The organism is Citricoccus muralis (genome assembly GCF_003386075.1).
Classification (GTDB): Bacteria; Actinomycetota; Actinomycetes; order Actinomycetales; family Micrococcaceae; genus Citricoccus; species Citricoccus muralis.
Map to the genome: position 1 here is coordinate 1,764,410 of NZ_QREH01000001.1, position 16,439 is coordinate 1,780,848.

The window sequence follows — 16,439 nt, forward strand, 5'->3', positions numbered from 1 at the left end:
CACCCTCACACCAGGATCAGAAAGAACACCCCGACGAATCCTCCGAGGATGGAACCGAGCACCACATCGCTGACCTGGTGGCGGTCGAGGTAGAGACGTGACCAGGTGACGCCCGCCCAGCCCAGGACCGCCAGAACCAGCACCACCCAGGAGGAGAGCATGGCCGGAAGTACGACAGCGGCGACGGCGGCGATGAGGGCATGGATGCTGATCTTGATCCGGGTATTGATGGCCATGACCGCCAGCAGTGTCCCGACCGAGAGGGCTGAGACCACGCGGAGTTCCATACTGGTGGGGATCACGAACACCAGGGCGGTGCCGAGGAGCACGGACCCCAGGGTCAGGGCGTAGAACAGGTGCCGCTGACGGCGGTGGCGGATGAACTTGTCACTGGCCAGGCCGCGGTGGGTCAGGTACAGGGAGATCCCTTGCGGGACAACGGCGATGGGCACCACCGTGATGACTGCACTGCGGACCCAGTGCGGGTCAGTCAGCAAGGCGACCACGGTGAGCAGAACGGCGACGACCGTGAAGGGACTGAGCGCCTCGGTCAGGAGGCGCGCCAAGGGGTACAACCGCTTGCGCGGCCACACCTCGCTCGCTTCAGACCTGCCGGCGACGTCGATTCGTTGAGACAAAGTGGCACTCCCCTCCGGCCCCAGGCTATCCGGCGACAGATGCCGAACGAGCCGATCAAGCCGGACGAGCAGGGTGCACCGTGCCGCCAGCCCTCATTCTCACGGGGCGTCACCTGATCCTGGCGCCGGGCCGCGAAGGAGTAGAGCCCTGGCGGCGGCCATCGCTTCTTCTGCAACGATCTCGTAGTTATCGACCGGCGCTCCGAGAGCCACGGAATGTTCGCCGTACTTGTCGAACGCGAGCTTTACGAGCTCTACGGCCTGCTCAATTCCCAATGCGAGAACTATGTGTCCGAGATCCTCGATATCTTTGGTGCGCCCGGCGGCCATCTTCATCGCGGCCAGAGTGGGCAGGTCGGCGAGCCTCACCGCTGAGGATGTCCCCTCGGGTCCCGCAATCCATTGGGCTTCGTCGGGCAGGAAGGCCGCCGCGTTACTGTTCAGCCACTTCGGGGGCAGATCGTACTCCTGCGCCATATCAGCAACCACCTCTTCGACAATGTCACCACGGGCGTATCGCGCGTCGATGTCCCCAGTCGCGCGGTCCAGCACGCCATGGAGCAGGAGGGCGGCTCCGCCGACTATCTGGATGTCCAACGTGACTCCCCGGGTGGCGAGTCGCTCTTCCACCTCACGCAGCAGTTCGACGACGTCATCCCGCCGAAACTCTCGTCCGACGCTCAAACCGTTGCCAGATCCCGCTCGCGGATCCAAACATTCATGGCTGCGATCTCGCTGGGCGTCTCACGCCGGATGAGGTCTTTCATCCGGTCGCTGACAGGATGCAGCTTTTCGGCCAGAAAGACCGGCTCGGACGACTTCTGTGCCCGCTTGGCCCAATCAGGGACGGGGGTCTGAGTCTTGGCGGCTACCCAGCGGGTGACTGCCCCGACCGCCGCCCGGTAGGCATCATCGTCCAGGGCCGGCGCGAGGGGCATCAGCACCCGACCCGCTAACAGAGACGCGCTGGCATACTCTCCCAACAGACGGATGGCGAAATGATAGTCGCCATCGCGGATTGTTCGGGCGAAGTCACCGGCGAACTCGCGGGTCGCCGTGTCATCTGCCGTGATGTCCAGACCGAGGACCCGCATAGCCTTCAGCGCCAGACCAAAGGACGCGCCTTCCTTTCCCCATTCCAAGTCCACGATGAACTTGCGGGAGGTTCCGATGGCGTCGGCAAGCGCCTGCTGAGTGTAGCCCTGAGCCTTCCGCCGCTCGCGCAGCGTGCGGCCGATCGCCTCCGCATTCATGTCCATAACCTCATTATGGCACCAAACGGTTACATTTCCACTCGTGGTTCGAGGCTCATCCATTGACAACTTCTGCCCGCAAAAGGCAAGGCCAGGTCGCCGAGAGCTCAGCCCAGAGGCTCCACTCCGGCCCACCGGGGCCCATATCCCAGCACGACGGCGGTGCGCGTCTCGTCCGCACCGGTGCCGTCCTCGTCGGAGAAGTCGGTGACGATGGTCCCGGCTTCGGCGTCGGCACGCGTGCCGGCGTCGCCCGGCTCGCCGCTGCCGGTGGCGCGGATCAACTCGATGTCCAGCCAGGAGGCGGCCGGGTCATCAGGCCAGCCCGCCAACGACTCAGCCACTCCCCGCCCCCACTCGACCACGGTCACGGAGCGGTCCACGGTGGCGTCCAGGTCCAGGTCGGACAGTTCTCCGGCCGAGCCGAGCCGGTAGGCATCGACGTGCACCAGGTCCGGTCCCGCACTGCCAGGGCCGCTAGATCCGCCAGGACCGCCCGTATCGCCCGAAACATCCGACAGTTCCACCAGCGAGGGGTGGATGCGAGAGATCACGAAGGTCGGCGAGATGATCCCCTCGCGCACGCCGAGCCCGGCGCCGAGCCCCTGCGTGAAGGTCGTCTTGCCCGCGCCGAGCTCACCGGTCAGGATCAGCACGTCCCCGGCCCGCAGCACGGACGCCAATCGGGCGGCCCACGCCTGTGTTGCCTCGGCCCCATCGAGCTGCACCTCCAGGAGCAGCACCGGCTCGGGCAGTCGCGAGGCTGCCCCGGTCAGGTCCCTCATCGGCTCTCCCTCACCGGCTCTCCCCCGTCGGGACACCCACGTCTTCGCCCGGCCTGGTGTCCACGTGAATCCGCGGCACCCGGGAACCGATCCGGGTCACGAGTTCGTAGTTGATGGTGCCGGCGGCGGCGGCCCACTCGTCGGCCGTGATCCCGGATTCGGGACCGAACACCTCCACGGTGGCTCCGACCGGTGCCACGGCGGGGTCATCGGTCTTCAGGTCCACCACGAATTGGTCCATGGCGATCCGCCCGGCCACCTCATACCGCTGACCACCGATCGCCACGGGTGCCGCGATCGTCGGGCGCGGGATGCCGTCCGCGTAGCCGAGCGGGATGAGCGCGAGGCGTGTGGCCGCGGAGGTGCGGTAACGGTAGCCGTAGGAGATTCCCTGACCGGCGGGCACCGCCTTGTTCTGCGCCACCGTGGTGGTGACGGTCATGGCGGGGATCAGGTCGAAGTCCGCGGCGGGGCGGTCGGAGAACGGGGTGAGCCCGTAGATGCCCAGCCCCGCACGGACGAGGTCCAGGTGGGAGTCGGGGCGGTGCAGGATGCCGGGGGTGTTGGCGATGTGCCGCACGTCCGGGTCCACCCCGGCCTCACGCGCGGTCTCGACGGCCTGGTGGAACAGTTCGAGCTGCTCATCGGTCTCGGACTCGCGGTCCTCCTCATCAGCCACGGCCAGGTGGGAGAAGATGCCGACCACACGGATCAGACCCGATTCCTGCAGCTCAGCAGCCCGCGCCACCACGGCCGGCCAGTCCTCGATGGTGGCACCGTTGCGGCCCAGCCCCGTATCGATCTTCAGGTGCACGCGGGCCGGACGCTCCAGGCGCTGGGCGGCCTCGGCGATGGGCTCGAGTTCCCAGCCGGAGACCCCGAGGTCGATGTTCTCCTCCACGGCCCGGCCGAAGGGGGTGCCGGTGGTGTGCAGCCAGGCGAGCATGGGCGCGGAGACGCCGGCCTCCCGCAACTCGAGGGCCTCGGAGACGTGGGCCAGCCCGAGCCAGGTTGCCCCGGCGTCCAGGGCAGCGCGGGCCACCGGCAGGGCCCCGTGGCCATAGGCGTCCGCTTTGACCACGGCCATCAGCGCGGCCGGCTGCACCCAGGAACGCAGCGTGGCCACGTTGTGCCGGATGGCGGCCAGGTCCACGACGGCGGCGCGCTCGGCCGGCCCGTTGCGCTTCAGTGGTCCCGTGGTGCTGGAGGTGCCGGTGGGCCCGGATTCGGGGCGGGTGCGGTCCCGGAAGGGATGACGGTGCTCGGGCAGGTAGTCAGTCGACATAGTGCCTGCCATTCTTCCACCCGCCGGGGACGCGGTACCGGCAGGCGGGCCGCACACCGCACAATTTCCTGGACGTCGGAGAAGAAGTCGGAGAAACTCACCTGAGCGGCGACCTCGAGAGTAAGCCGCCCAACACGGGCGGCCCGGTCACGTAGGGGACGAGTACGGACCCGCCTTACCCCCGGCGGGCTCGGCCCCTAGGTTCGAGTCCATGAAGGGCATCATCCTGGCCGGGGGCACCGGCTCCCGCCTGCACCCGATCACCCTGGGTGTGAGCAAACAACTGGTCCCGGTCTATGACAAGCCGATGATCTACTACCCGCTGTCCACCCTCATCCTGGCCGGCATCCAGGACATCCTCATCATCACCACCCCGCACGACGCCGGCGCCTTCCACCGCCTGCTCGGCGACGGTTCCCGCTTCGGCATCAACCTCACCTACACCGTCCAGCCCTCCCCCGACGGCCTGGCCCAGGCCTTCCTGCTCGGCGAACACCACATCGGCACCGACACCGTGGCCCTGGTCCTCGGAGACAACCTCTTCTACGGCTCCGGCATGGGCGAACAACTCCAACGCTTCCAGAACCTGACCGGCGGCGCCGTCTTCGGTTACTGGGTCAAGAACCCCTCCGCCTACGGAGTCGTGGAGTTCGACGAGAACGGCCGGGCCATCTCCCTCGAGGAGAAACCCGCCGCACCCCAGTCCAACTACGCCGTGCCCGGGCTCTACTTCTATGACAACGACGTCATCGAGATCGCCCGGCACCTGGAACCCTCACCCCGCGGCGAACTCGAGATCACCGACGTCAACCGCCACTACCTGGACCACGGCACCCTGCAGGTCTCGATCCTGCCCCGCGGCACCGCCTGGCTGGACACCGGCACCTTCGACGACCTCAATGACGCCTCCGACTTCATCCGCACCGTCGAGAAACGCCAAGGCCTCAAGGTCTCCGCCCCCGAAGAAGTCGCCTGGCGCCGCGGCTTCCTCACCGACGACGACCTCCGCCGCGTCGCCGAACCCCTCCTCAAATCCGGCTACGGCCAGTACCTCCTCCAACTCCTCGAACACGAGCGCAACATCCCCGAGCTAAGCCTGCGCGCCGCGTCCTAGAACTCGGTGCCGGCCCCCGGTCCGGCACAATGAAAGTCATGCGACACCTGACCTTCGGCGGACTGGCCATCTCGTTCGACGAGCGAGTGCTGGAACCACGCCCCTGGACCGAGGCGCAGTCCGCGTGGGCGGCCGAACTGCTGGCCGAGGCGGCACCGGGCCCGGTGCTGGAACTCTGCGCCGGCGTCGGGCATATCGGTTTGGGCGCCGTGCGGGACACGGAGCGCCGCCTGGTCCTGGTGGACGTCAACCCCGCGGCCGAGGAGTTCGCCCGGCACAATGCGGCGGCGAACGGCCTGGCGGAGCGTATCGACTTCCGCCTGGCCCGGCTTGATGAGGCCCTGGCGGACGGCGAGCGCTTCGCCGTGGTGGTGGCGGACCCGCCGTGGGTGCCCTCGGCGGACACCTCGCGGTTCCCCGAGGATCCGGTGCTCGCCATCGACGGCGGCGACGACGGCCTCGACCTCGCGCGGACCTGCGTGGGCCTTATGGACCGGCACCTGGCCGACGGCGGCTCTGGCCTGCTCCAGCTCGGCACCACGGCGCAGGCGGAGACGATCGCGGCCGAGGCCGCCCGACGCCCGGAGGGCTCGGTCAGGGTCGCCGAGACCCGTGCCTTCGACCGCGGCGTGCTGGTGCGCCTTGCGCGCTGACCCGCCGCTGATCTGCCGCTGATCTGCCGCTGATCTGGCGCCGGTCCGCGACCGCTGGCGGGGATAACATGTATGTATGACTGAGACGGAGCAGGGCACCACGAACGAGTGGCTCTATGACTTGTTGCTCGACAGCCCTGATTTGCAGGCGTTCCTGGATGAGTTCACCACAGCGTTGCATGATGGTCTCTCCACGAATCCTGGCGTTCTGTGGTGTTCGGTGACGGTCTTGCGCCAGAAGCGCGCGGCCACTATGGCCTCGAGCGCGGACTGGGTCAACGATCTGGACATCAAACAGTACGAGTTGGGCGATGGTCCCTGCCTGACCGCGGCGGCCGAAGTGGTGCCACAGTACATACCGGACTGCGCGTCCGATGAGCAGTGGCCCGCCTTCTCGTCATTGGCAGCGGAAGCCGGAGTCAGTTCCATCCTGGCGTTCCCCTTCGACCTCGCCGGTGAGGCCTCGGGTTGCTTCAATATCTACTTCTCCGATCACCAGAGTTATGACGACCTCTCGCGCCACGAGATGGAGAGCATCCTCGGCATCGCCTCCAAGGGTCTGCGCTTGGCGGTGCGGTTGGCAGCTCACGAAGAGACGCAGTCGGACCTGGACGCGGCCCTGCGGTCCCGTACGTCCATCGACCTGGCGGTGGGCATCATCATGGGACAGAACCGGTGCTCGCAGGATGAAGCCTTCAAGATCCTGACCGAGGTCTCCAGCCATCGCAACATCAAGGTCCGCGACCTGGCCGCCAGTCTGGTTGGACAGGTAGGCCAGGCGCCGACCGAGACGCACTTCGACCGTTAGGCGCTGCCGGCACCAGGCCTGGTGAACAGGCCGACGGAGGTCATGCGGTGCGTGTCCGGGGCCAGATCGTAGACCTGCACGGCATCCAAGCTCCACCCATGCTCATTGAGCCAGCGGGTGTCCTGGGCGAACGCCGCCGTCTCGCTCGAGACGTAGACGATCTTGCCGGGACTGAGCTCGTGAACACGGCTGAGCACCGCACGCCCAGCACCTGACCGCGGCGGATGCATCACCACGGTGTCCACGCGGCGGCTCTGGAGTCCCCCTTGAGAGAATCCGGTGACCGGAGCATCCAACCAGCGGCTCAGCACCTCATCGGCCTTCCCTTCGAGCACGGTCGCTTGGGGGACGTCTTGCAGGTTGAGGCGAGCGTCGCGGATCGCGCTGGGATCGGCTTCGACGGAGAGGACTGCCCCGTGCTGGCCGACAGCGTCGGCGAGAAACGCCGAGAACAGGCCCGCCCCGGAATAGAGGTCCGCGACCACCTGGCCATCCTGGGCATCGGCGGCCTGCATGACGGCCTCAACGAGCGTCGCCGCGGCGTCTCGGTGGACCGGCCAGTACCCTTCACCGGTGACCCGGAAGGCCTTGGTGCCGTACCGCTCCGAGCTGACGTCCTCCTGCACCCAGGAACGGCCGCGCAACTGCAGGTTCTCCACCGTTCCGCTCGATGACGTCTGGCTCTGGGTCTTCTGGATCGTCCTGGTACTCCGGCGCACGGCGACCATGGCGGAGACCTGCTTCGAAAGCTTCGACAGCCGGCCCCGCCAGACATTCGCATAGCTCTTCAACGTCTCTGGTGAGTCGGAGATCTCCAGTACCGGGGTGATGATGATGAGGGCTTCGCGGCCGTGGCCCGGCGTGGTGACGTTCACGCTGGCTGCGCCGGAGAAGTCGATCTCCCACAGGTGCAGCTCATTGAGCTCCTGGACCGCCAGCGGGATGTTGCTCACCGGTATGGTGTCCTGGCCGCTGTGGACGGGGATGGACAACCGGCCGCCCGGGGACACCGCGAAGGTGGTGCGGGTACGCCAGTGCAGCCCTGCAGGTTCGTCAGCGTGCATCCCGTGGACGAGGACCTCCACATCCTCGACCGTCTGCCGGCCCAGCCGGACCATGGTGTCCCGGAAGACCTGGGCTTTGAGCCGACGCTGGTAGTCGAGAACGATATGGCCGTACTCCGCGCCGCCCACGGGCTGGCGGCCAGCCGGGTAGGACCGGAGTGAGTCGGCCAGCTTCCACTGGTTCAAACGGCGGAATTCCGACGCGCGAATCACCTTGACGGTGTCGGCCCGCCAGAACTGGCCCGATGGATCGGCAGCGGTGAGTTCAGCCACGACGGTCTCGCCGGGGATCGCGTGGCGGACGAACACCGGCCGGCCCTCATGACGGGCAACGCAGTGCCCTCCATGGGCCATGGGCCCGACCTTGAGAATCAGCTGGCCCAGATCAGGAGCCGAGCGCGGGCGGGGATGCGGAGCGCTGGTGACGCCGGCCGGGATCGGTCCGGTCAATGATGGGGCTGCCATGGGGGCACGCAGTGATTGCTCCACGATTCTCCTGAGAGTCGTTACGGAAGAGCCCACTGCTAGACCCAACTGTCACGCTAACGGATAACTCGTCACCGGCCTAGCCACCAGGACGGATCGTGCTCGGCAGCCCGAACTCTCGGCCCACGAGTGGGATTCCTCGAGAGCTCGGGCGCCGCGGCACGTCAGGGAGCGGGTAGATCAGTCGCGTCGATCGCGGCGGCTGGTGTCCGCGCCGTCCCCCTCCACCTCGATGTCCTCGTGTTGCACGGTTCCGGAAACCCGCTCGGTGTCCTGGACCTGGGTCTTGTCCACAGTGACCTTCTCTGCCGTGGCCGTCTTGTCCACCACCGGGACCTCTTCGTGGGCGGTGACCTCCACGTCCTGGTCACCGGTCTTCCGCCGCGCTTCAGCGGAGTCCGGGTCCACCGGCTCCCGCTCCACCACGATCTCCTCCCGGCTCACCGGAACCTCCACCGTCTCAGTGTCGGTGTAGGTGTGCTTGCGCAACCGCACCCGGCCGGACTCCCGGACCTCGGTGCCGACATTGAGCTGCTCATTGCGGGCCGTGACGGACTCGGTGTCAGCGCTGGCATCGCGGTCGACATCGGCCCGGGTATCGCGTCCAGCATCATGGCCGGCGCCGGGGACAGTTCCAGCCGCCGTGCCCTGACCGGTGCCTGCCGCCGTGCCCTGGCCGGTGCCGGCAGTGGTGCCCGAAGAGTCGATGGAGTAGTACTCGTAGATCCGCTGTTCCTCCTGCGGAGTCAGAGACCCATCGGCGTCAACGTTCGGGGCGTCCTTGACGAACGCCTTGTCGAAGGGAACCTGCAGCCCGTCCCGGGACGGGCTGGCCTCCGAGATCGGAATAAAGGTCTCCTTGGCTCCGAAGAGTCCCGTCTTCACCGTGACGAAGGTCGGCTGGTTCGTGCGGTCATCGAGATAGACCTGGCCGACGGAACCGATCTTCTCGCCGTCAGTGCCGTAGACGGTGGCATCCTGAAGTTGCTCGACAGTGTTGTAGTCCTGCATGGCATGCTCTCCTGACTTGTAGCGTCCGGCGTGCGTCCACACACCGGTGGAGTCGGGGCTCTTCCCGCGTGGTGACCGCGAAGGCCCTGCATCTGCCACCCCTTCTGCCGAGTCCCCCGAAACCCGCCGAAGATGATGGCATGCGTTCAAGCTAACGAGGGCTCAGTGCGGGAGCAATGAATGCGGAACGGTGATTTAAAGCGCCGAGAAACAGCCACAGTAGGCGCGGTGGAGTAGCCCTCAGCCTGCGGTGAACCAGCGCGTCGGTGGGGCGGGGGCGGGTGCTGTGCGGCCGTCACCGAGGAAAGCCCCGGGCCAGCTGGCACCCGAGCTTTCCTCCGAGGCAGGTGACTGAGGGACTCAGTCCGTCTAAGTCAGGGCATCGTCTGCCTACTCCTTGTTGAGTTTGTCCTGGACGGTGCCGGCGGCCTTCTCCACCGTGTTCGGCAGTTCAGTGGTGCCGTAGAAGCGTGCGTCCGGATGGGTGGGCGGCGGCATCGGAACGCCGGCCATGGGCTCCGGCTGGTAGCCGAAGGTGCCCTTGCCATCCGGCGCCGGGCCGGCGGCCCAGGTGCCCTGGTCCATCGCCTGACCATCGGAGAAGTTGTAGGCGGTATAGGCGTGCTCCGAGGCCTCCTTCGACTGCGGGAAGTTGCTCGGCACCGGCATCTCCTCCAAGCCGTCTTCCTGCAGCTCCCGGACGGCGGCGACCCATTGGTTCTGATGCATGGTGTCCCGGGCCAGCAGGAAGGACAGCAGATCACGGATGCCCGGATCATCGGTCATGTGATACAGCCGGGCCACCTGAGTGCGGCCCTGCATCTCCGCATTGACGTTGGACGTCATGTCCGCCAGCAGATTGCCACTGGCAGTGACGTAACCCGCCGTCCACGGATTGCCCATACTGTCCACCGGACGAGCCCCCGCGCCGGAGACAATGGCCTGCTGCATATCGGTCCCGCCGATCACCGCAGCGACAGCCGGATCGTCCTGGATGGCGTCCTCGGTGATCCCCAGCGGTGCCTTCTCCAACAGCTGGGCCACCATCGTGGCCAGCATCTCCACGTGCCCGAACTCCTCCGCGGCGGTGCTGAACAACAGATCCCGGTACTTCCCGGGGATATGGCTGTTCCACGCCTGGAAGCTGTACTGCATGGCCACCGTGATCTCCCCGTACTGGCCACCGATCACCTCCTGGAGCTTGCGCGCATCCACGGCGTCAGGCTTCTCTGGCGAGGAGTTGTACTGAGTTTCTGCTGATGAATGAACACAGTCGTGAACCTTCCCGTTGAGAAATTGGTCGCGAGAGCCGAGGCCCGCACGCGAGACCAAAGTAGGCGCGGCACATCTCTCGGATCCAGTGTTCAGCGACGTGAAATCTCGGCGGGTGCCTCAGGGCTTCTGATCCGACGCTACTGGGCGGTTTTGACGATGTAGACGTCACAGGAGGCGGAGTGAGCGACGCTGCTCGCGACGCTGCCGAGGACGCGGCCGAGGCCCTTCATGCCCACGTTGCCGACGACGATCAACTGCGCTCCGGAGCGGGCAGCCTCGGCCACGAGCACCTCTTGCGGTTTACCTTTGACCGCCATCGCGTGGACTGTCGCTCCGGGCGTCACCTCGCGGAGCCTGGAGGCGATGCTCTCGGCGAGCTTCCGGGCCTGATCTGCGTCGTCGAGGATGAAGGTGTCTCCTCCGCTGCGGATCACTTCGGTATTGTCCTTCGCATGCGCGGTGACAACGGACAGGTCCGCCCCGAGGCCGGCTGCAATGGCGACGGCTCGCGACGCGGCCTTGAACGACGTCTCACTGCCGTCAACGCCGACGATGACTGTTCCTGACATGGCGACTCCTATGGATGCACTCTGCCGGCTCGGCGCCTGCGGTCTTCGGCAGGGGAGGCCGGATGCCTGACACTCTATACAGCCAGCCCGCGGAACACGGCCCCTGGGCAGCCGCGCGCATCAGACGGCCTCTCCGCGCATCAATTCATCGGGCCCCGTGGATCTTCACGTGGACGCCAACCCGGGGTCAGCATGGAGGTATGGCTGATCGTCTGCAGCCCCGTTCAGATGGCCGCGCTGGCCTTCGGCATCGTCTTCCTCCTGGTGGGCATCGCCGGGTTCATCCCGGGGATCACCACCGGCTACGACACCATGCAATTCGCCGGCCACCACTCCGAAGCCATGCTGATGGGGATCTTCCAGGTCTCCATCCTGCACAACATCGTCCACTTGCTCTTCGGCATCGCCGGATTACTGCTCGCACGGACGGGAACGGCGGCCCGGCAGTATCTGCTGTGGGGTGGCATCATCTACTTCGTGCTCTGGCTCTACGGCCTGTTCATCGGGCACGAATCTCCGGCCAACTTCGTGCCACTCAACGATGCCGACAACTGGCTGCATCTGGGCCTGGCGCTGATCATGGTCGCCTTGTCCTTCTTGCCCCGCGGAACGCAGCACATTGTCGGGGCTCCCTCCCGGTCAACAGGTCGTCATCCCTGATCCCCATCGCTTCCGGATCAGCTACTGATCAGGTGGTGCGCTTGCGCAGGACCTTGTGCGTGCCGTCGCACCACGGCTTGACCGCAGAGGCCCCACAACGGCAAACGGCGCTGACCGGACGCCAGGTGTGGTGCTCATTGCCATCCTCGTCCTGCACCACGTGATCACCACGCAGCAGCATCGGCCCGCCGGGACACAGGATCACGTCAGGGTGGTCCTCAGAGGGCTCCCCCGTGCCGCTCGTGCCGCTCATGCCGCCCACTGCGTCAGCATCCGTTCGGCATAACGGTCCGCCAGGTCCAGCGCTGAGAAGGCGCCGAGGTACACGTCGTCATGCAGGTCCGGTTCCTCCTCCAACAGGGCACCGCAGATGGTGCGCACCGCCAGCTGCTCGTGCACCGCATCGGCTTCCACATGCTCGGTGTAGTACTCGATCATGGACTCCGGGAACCCGAGGCGCTTCAGCCCCTGGGCCATCCGTCGGGAGGGGCCGGAACTGGTGGCCTCGAATGCCGCCAGGAACCCGAGCGAGGCGGCCCGGAGCCGGCGGTTCAGCCCGAACAGGGACATCGCATTGTTCTCTTCGAGGACCTCCAGCGGCGCCTCGTTGATGTAGGCACCGTATTCGGAGTTGAGGCCGCTGTCCTGAAGGCCACGGACGAACAGGTGGGCGTGCAGGAGGTTCGGGTCCCCTCCCCCGTACTCATCGAACTGCAGCTCCATCACGGCAGACTTGACCCGGTCAGACAGGCGGGGAATCACCCACGTGGTGTGGTCCGCCTCCTTCAGGTGGTAAACGGTGCGATGCCGCAGCAACTCGCGCACCTGCTCCTCGGTGGCCTTCCGGTGGACATGGGCGGCCAATGAGGGGCCGTCATGGTCGGCCACGAAGTCGAAGAACCTCTCCGCAAACCCCTCCGGTTCCGGCACCTCGGGCATCCGGGCCCGCAGGGTCCGCTCGAACTCCTGCTCCAGGCCGCGCCGCACGCCGATCAGCTGCGGGTCCCATTCCAGTTCCCCGGCCACGTCCTCGAAGCCGCGGTAGTGCTGCTCGTAGAGCGCCCACAGCGTGAGCTGCGCGTCCTCGGCGGTGTCCGACGGCGGCGCCTCGGCCAAGCCCGACGTCTCACCGGTGCGCATGGCCCGGAAGACAGCCTCGCTCAGCGAGCCGCGGCTCTCGGGCATCAGCATGATCCCCCCTCCATCCCGATCGACATCGGCGGGACAGCCACAGGCCGGCAGCTGGGGTGGGGCATCCTGGTCCTCTACGTATGGTTGCGGGAAGTCGGTTCGAAGAGCGTTGGAGCGCCCTCGGTGTTTAACCTATACGGAAATCTGGACCGAAATTCGCCTCTTTGGAGGGGGTGATTCCGCCTTGAGAGGGATGGTTGATGGATGCGCTCAGTGGGAGCGACTGCGGGAGCGGTTACGTCCGGCCAGACCTTCAGCAGTGCCGATCAGGGCTACTGCGGCGACCACGGCCACGATGAAGCCCAAGATGTTCAGTTCGAAGATGTCCCCCGTGCCCAACAGATTGGCCACCAGGCCCCCGATGACCGAACCGGCCAAGCCCAACAAGAGGGTGGCGAGCAAGCCGAGGTTCTGCTTGCCGGGTTTGACTAGGCGCGCTAAGGCGCCGATGACGAGGCCTGCCACGATGAATCCAATCATGCTGGGTCCTTTCCCAAGAAGTTCCGAATGTGCTGTTGCCCCGGTATGTCGAGAAAACGGCGCCGGGCAGGATATCGAAACTACCCGATACTCCCCGAGGTAACCGACCACCGCCGCCCAGGACGGTCAGATCCCGGGCGGCGGTCAGCAGAGGTGCAGGGTCAGGAATCCTGGGCGGCTCCCTTGACGTTCTGCGCCGACTGAGCGGACTCGTCCTTGAGCTGGCCCGCCTTGTCCTGCCCCTCGCTCTTGACGTGCTCAGCTCCGCTGGCCGCGGTCTCCTTGACGGAATCCATCGCCTCCTGGGCCTGCGGCTTCAGGTGCTCACCCATGTCCTGGGCCATGGACTTGGCTTCGTCCACCAGAGGCCCGGCCTGCTCCTTGACCTTGGTCGCCGCCTCTTGTTCCGGGCGGGAGGCCGGGATCAGGGAACCGATCAGCCAGCCGGCGCCCAGCGCGATCAACCCGGCCGCCAGCGGGTTGCCGCGGGTGCTGCGGCGGACCGCCGTCGGGGCTTCCTGCACGGCATGCATGGCGTCCTCCGCCCGGTGTTGCGTGCCGTCCGCCACGGCCTGGGCACGGTCCGCAAGGCCGGTGGAGCCCGGCTGGTTCGAGTACGGGTCGGTGGGGCTACCCATCACGGATTCCTTCATGGTGCTCAGTCGTTCACGGACACGGTCGCCTTGGCGGTGGACGGCCTTGGTCGGGTTGGTTTTCTCGGCCAGGGCGTCCACGTCATTACTGAGCTCATGGCGGGTGCGCTCGATGTCGGCGCGGATCTCATCGGGATTGTTGCTCATGGGGTCTCCTTGTCCGGGTTCAGGGTCGCGGGGATCTCCTGGACCGTCTGTTGGGTCTGCGGCAGACCCTTGATGCGTTCGAAGTGTTTCTTGCCCATCAGGGCGAGCACGGCGGCCACCACACCCCAGAGCACGGCGACGATCAACGCCGCCCAGCCCAGGTGCATCAGCGAGCCCAGCGCCCACATCAGTGCCGTGGACAGGAACAGCAGCACGAAGAAGGCAGCCCAGGCGGCTCCGGCGAACATCCCGGCGCCCTTCCCGGCCTTCTTGGCCTCCTCGGTCGCCTCGGCCTTGGCCAGCTGGATCTCCTGCCGCACCAGCGTGCTCAGGTTCTCCGAGAAACTCCCGAACATCTCGCCCAGGGACTCCTTCCGGGCCCGGTACTCAGCTTCGGGTTCTGATGCCTGGGTGGATCCGGTACCCGGGGCCGCCGGGCCCGTCCCAGCGGCACCGGCAGCCGCGCCGCCGGTCGGCACGCCGTCATAGCGGGGATCGGTGGTCACGGGCGGCCTCCCGAGGGGGGACGTCCGGTGCCGTAGGGATCGTTCACCGCGGGCGTGGCCAGGCCTTCCGAGGCCGGTGCGCCCCTGCTCAAGTCAGGTCCGACCACGACCGGTGGCTCCGCCGGTGGGAGCGGAATGTCCCGGGCGGGGCCAGTGGCCGGCCGGCCGGGCAGCGGCGGCCGATTCGTCCGGTCACCGTACTGTCCACCGTGCTGACCGTGCTGGCCGTGCTGGCCGTCGTCGTGGGCATCCTTCACTCCGCGGGTGAGGCGGCCTGCCACGAGCCCGACGCCGGCCGCGATCGCCAGGAACGTCCCGGGGCGGCGGGCCGCGAACCGTCGGACGTCATCCAGCAGGTCCATGGGCTCCTTGGACTCCAGCTGCTCCGTAAGATGGCGGGCCCGTTCCGACAGCTTCGAGACCGCTTGGTTCACCAGGTCCGATTCGGGCTTCTCCCCGCGGGAGATGCGCTCGAGGTCGTCCGAGACGGTGCGGGACTGGGCGGCCAGACGGTCCTTCTGCGTGGACAACTGGGACGAGGCCTCCTGCTTGGCCGAATCCGCCAGGTCCTTGACCTGGGTCATCGTCTCGTCCTTGAGGTGGACAGCCTCCTCCTGGGCGGTGCCCGCCACGTCACGGGCCGCGCTCTGGGCTTCCGAGCCCAGGCGTCCGGCCTCCTGTTGTGCGGCGTCCCGCGGTCCGCCGCCCTGCTCTGTGGGGTGATCCGGGTTCAGCGTCATGGGGTGTCCTTCCGATAGACGGCCATGGCCGCTGAAGTCCAAACGGCCTGTAGTGCGGGAGACTAATGAGTGGCCAGTTCCCCGGCGAGGGTTGCGCCACGGTCAGTTGCCATCGGTTCCGAGCGGTAGCGGTCAGCGGTCTCCGCCGCGGTGGTGGTCGGCCCCGTACTGGTCCACCTTCCGGTGGTAACGCATGCCCAGGATGCCGCCCAGCACTGCTCCGGCCAGCGCCAGCAGCACGGCGACGACCAGGGCGATGATGCCGCCGGTGGTCAAGGCCTCTGCCTCGATGGGCATGCCGGTCAGGCTGCCCAATTGGCCCACGAGGTCGAACTGGCTGCCGGCCACCAGGCCCACGACCGCCAGGATGATGGTGATGACGATCGCCCACAACCAGACGGCGATGCCCTGCTTGGCGCCGTCGAAGCGGGCCATCCGCCCGGCCACGTAGCCGCCGCTGAGGTAGGAGATCAGCAGGATGACGGCCAGGATGACCGCACCGGTGATACCTACGGCCGTGGGTGACTGGGTGGCCTCCTCTGTTGCCTGCCCGGCGTCCGTGCCCGTCGCCAGACCCACACCGACGCCGATGGCTGAGAGCACGGCGGCGAGCAGCACTGCCATGCCGGTGGCGGCCAGCCAGCCGAAGAAGGCCGCGCCGATCTTCATGCCGCCGAACTTCTGCCTCTCCGCGGTGACGATGTCATCTCGCCGCCCCCGGGGTGTGGTGGATCCTGATGGATTCTCGGTGCTCATGATGCGCTCCTCATGGTTGGGGCCCCTCAAGGTGGGGGTCGAATCGCCAACGTGGGCTCAGGTTTCCTCATCTACCCCGCCGGAGGCAATCATTCGCGAGCGGTGCGGACCAGCATCGCCCCAGAGTGGACTCCGGGCATGCCAGACCACATCATGGACGCGTCAGGCCGTGGCGATCGGAACGGGTGCCACGGTGCGGAACGAGGGAAGGAAGTGCCATGTCGGGAATCAGTGACGCGGCTGACAAGGCCAAGCAGTACGGTCAGGACAACCCCGAGAAGGTCGACCAGGCCAAGGACAAGGCCATGGACTTCGTCGACGACAAGAAGGACAAGGATCAGCAGGGCGGCGAGAAGTAACCGTCG

Annotated in this window: 21 protein-coding genes; 5 read left to right on the plus strand and 16 right to left on the minus strand. The window is 66.9% G+C overall.

Annotated features, from left to right (window positions below):
• Positions 1-5: 5 nt before the first annotated feature.
• The 5 genes from C8E99_RS07760 to alr all read right to left on the minus strand — a co-directional run bounded on the left by C8E99_RS07760 (position 6) and on the right by alr (position 3,961).
• Positions 6-638 (minus strand): phosphatase PAP2 family protein, encoded by a 633-nt coding sequence (locus C8E99_RS07760; RefSeq protein WP_147301201.1) that lies wholly within the window; start codon positions 636-638, stop codon positions 6-8.
• Between the two features lie 99 nt (positions 639-737).
• Positions 738-1,322, minus strand: coding sequence for a DUF6036 family nucleotidyltransferase (locus C8E99_RS16200; RefSeq protein WP_245952161.1), 585 nt, complete (start codon positions 1,320-1,322; stop codon positions 738-740).
• Positions 1,319-1,897, minus strand: coding sequence for a helix-turn-helix domain-containing protein (locus C8E99_RS07770; RefSeq protein ID WP_115931806.1), 579 nt, complete (start codon positions 1,895-1,897; stop codon positions 1,319-1,321). Before C8E99_RS07770 ends, C8E99_RS16200 begins: the two co-directional genes overlap by 4 nt.
• Positions 1,898-1,998: 101 nt before the next feature.
• Positions 1,999-2,676 carry a tRNA (adenosine(37)-N6)-threonylcarbamoyltransferase complex ATPase subunit type 1 TsaE gene (tsaE, locus tag C8E99_RS07775; RefSeq protein ID WP_115931807.1) on the minus strand — a complete coding sequence of 226 codons (678 nt, stop codon included), beginning with the start codon at positions 2,674-2,676 and terminating at the stop codon, positions 1,999-2,001.
• Between the two features lie 10 nt (positions 2,677-2,686).
• Positions 2,687-3,961 carry an alanine racemase gene (gene alr / locus C8E99_RS07780; RefSeq protein WP_170144555.1) on the minus strand — a complete coding sequence of 425 codons (1,275 nt, stop codon included), beginning with the start codon at positions 3,959-3,961 and terminating at the stop codon, positions 2,687-2,689.
• A gap of 211 nt (positions 3,962-4,172) precedes the next feature.
• On the opposite strand from alr, the gene rfbA reads away from it, so the two are divergent.
• From rfbA to C8E99_RS07795, 3 genes are all read left to right on the plus strand, one after another.
• On the plus strand, positions 4,173-5,075 hold the full coding sequence (gene rfbA / locus C8E99_RS07785) for a glucose-1-phosphate thymidylyltransferase RfbA (protein WP_115931809.1): 903 nt from the start codon (positions 4,173-4,175) through the stop codon (positions 5,073-5,075).
• 38 nt (positions 5,076-5,113) lie between these two features.
• The gene (locus C8E99_RS07790) at positions 5,114-5,728 is read left to right on the plus strand and encodes a methyltransferase (protein WP_245952163.1); all 615 of its coding nucleotides are present in this window, start codon (positions 5,114-5,116) and stop codon (positions 5,726-5,728) included.
• Positions 5,729-5,804: 76 nt separating this feature from the next.
• Positions 5,805-6,536, plus strand: a complete 732-nt coding sequence (locus C8E99_RS07795; RefSeq protein ID WP_115931811.1) for a GAF and ANTAR domain-containing protein — start codon at positions 5,805-5,807, stop codon at positions 6,534-6,536.
• On the opposite strand, the gene C8E99_RS07800 is transcribed toward C8E99_RS07795, so the two are convergent.
• From C8E99_RS07800 to C8E99_RS07815, 4 genes are all read right to left on the minus strand, one after another.
• Positions 6,533-8,065, minus strand: coding sequence for a class I SAM-dependent RNA methyltransferase (locus tag C8E99_RS07800; RefSeq protein WP_115933319.1), 1,533 nt, complete (start codon positions 8,063-8,065; stop codon positions 6,533-6,535). The two genes, C8E99_RS07795 and C8E99_RS07800, sit on opposite strands and share 4 nt — an antisense overlap.
• 201 nt (positions 8,066-8,266) lie before the next feature.
• The gene (locus C8E99_RS07805; protein WP_115931812.1) at positions 8,267-9,097 is read right to left on the minus strand and encodes a DUF2382 domain-containing protein; all 831 of its coding nucleotides are present in this window, start codon (positions 9,095-9,097) and stop codon (positions 8,267-8,269) included.
• 390 nt (positions 9,098-9,487) lie between these two features.
• Positions 9,488-10,312, minus strand: a complete 825-nt coding sequence (locus tag C8E99_RS07810) for a manganese catalase (RefSeq protein WP_245952165.1) — start codon at positions 10,310-10,312, stop codon at positions 9,488-9,490.
• 197 nt (positions 10,313-10,509) lie between these two features.
• Positions 10,510-10,941 carry a universal stress protein gene (locus tag C8E99_RS07815; protein WP_115931814.1) on the minus strand — a complete coding sequence of 144 codons (432 nt, stop codon included), beginning with the start codon at positions 10,939-10,941 and terminating at the stop codon, positions 10,510-10,512.
• Positions 10,942-11,133: 192 nt separating this feature from the next.
• On the opposite strand from C8E99_RS07815, the gene C8E99_RS07820 reads away from it, so the two are divergent.
• Positions 11,134-11,601, plus strand: a complete 468-nt coding sequence (locus C8E99_RS07820) for a DUF4383 domain-containing protein (RefSeq protein ID WP_115931815.1) — start codon at positions 11,134-11,136, stop codon at positions 11,599-11,601.
• Positions 11,602-11,629: 28 nt separating this feature from the next.
• Here C8E99_RS07820 and C8E99_RS07825 read toward each other — a convergent pair whose 3' ends face one another.
• The 7 genes from C8E99_RS07825 to C8E99_RS07855 all read right to left on the minus strand — a co-directional run bounded on the left by C8E99_RS07825 (position 11,630) and on the right by C8E99_RS07855 (position 16,074).
• Positions 11,630-11,854 (minus strand): CDGSH iron-sulfur domain-containing protein, encoded by a 225-nt coding sequence (locus C8E99_RS07825; RefSeq protein ID WP_115933320.1) that lies wholly within the window; start codon positions 11,852-11,854, stop codon positions 11,630-11,632.
• Complete coding sequence (locus tag C8E99_RS07830) at positions 11,851-12,792, minus strand: iron-containing redox enzyme family protein (RefSeq protein WP_115931816.1); 942 nt, start codon at positions 12,790-12,792, stop codon at positions 11,851-11,853. Before C8E99_RS07830 ends, C8E99_RS07825 begins: the two co-directional genes overlap by 4 nt.
• 210 nt (positions 12,793-13,002) lie before the next feature.
• Positions 13,003-13,272 carry a GlsB/YeaQ/YmgE family stress response membrane protein gene (locus C8E99_RS07835; protein ID WP_115931817.1) on the minus strand — a complete coding sequence of 90 codons (270 nt, stop codon included), beginning with the start codon at positions 13,270-13,272 and terminating at the stop codon, positions 13,003-13,005.
• Between the two features lie 161 nt (positions 13,273-13,433).
• The gene (locus C8E99_RS07840; RefSeq protein WP_115931818.1) at positions 13,434-14,072 is read right to left on the minus strand and encodes a DUF3618 domain-containing protein; all 639 of its coding nucleotides are present in this window, start codon (positions 14,070-14,072) and stop codon (positions 13,434-13,436) included.
• Positions 14,069-14,578, minus strand: a complete 510-nt coding sequence (locus C8E99_RS07845) for a phage holin family protein (RefSeq protein ID WP_425452872.1) — start codon at positions 14,576-14,578, stop codon at positions 14,069-14,071. The genes C8E99_RS07840 and C8E99_RS07845 overlap by 4 nt, the downstream gene beginning before the upstream one ends.
• Entirely contained in the window at positions 14,575-15,318 is a 744-nt protein-coding gene (locus C8E99_RS07850) for an ATP synthase subunit B family protein (RefSeq protein WP_115931819.1), read from the minus strand. The genes C8E99_RS07845 and C8E99_RS07850 overlap by 4 nt, the downstream gene beginning before the upstream one ends.
• 132 nt (positions 15,319-15,450) lie before the next feature.
• On the minus strand, positions 15,451-16,074 hold the full coding sequence (locus C8E99_RS07855) for a hypothetical protein (protein ID WP_115931820.1): 624 nt from the start codon (positions 16,072-16,074) through the stop codon (positions 15,451-15,453).
• 218 nt (positions 16,075-16,292) lie between these two features.
• On the opposite strand from C8E99_RS07855, the gene C8E99_RS15880 reads away from it, so the two are divergent.
• The gene (locus C8E99_RS15880) at positions 16,293-16,433 is read left to right on the plus strand and encodes a hypothetical protein (protein ID WP_170144556.1); all 141 of its coding nucleotides are present in this window, start codon (positions 16,293-16,295) and stop codon (positions 16,431-16,433) included.
• Positions 16,434-16,439: the final 6 nt, after the last annotated feature.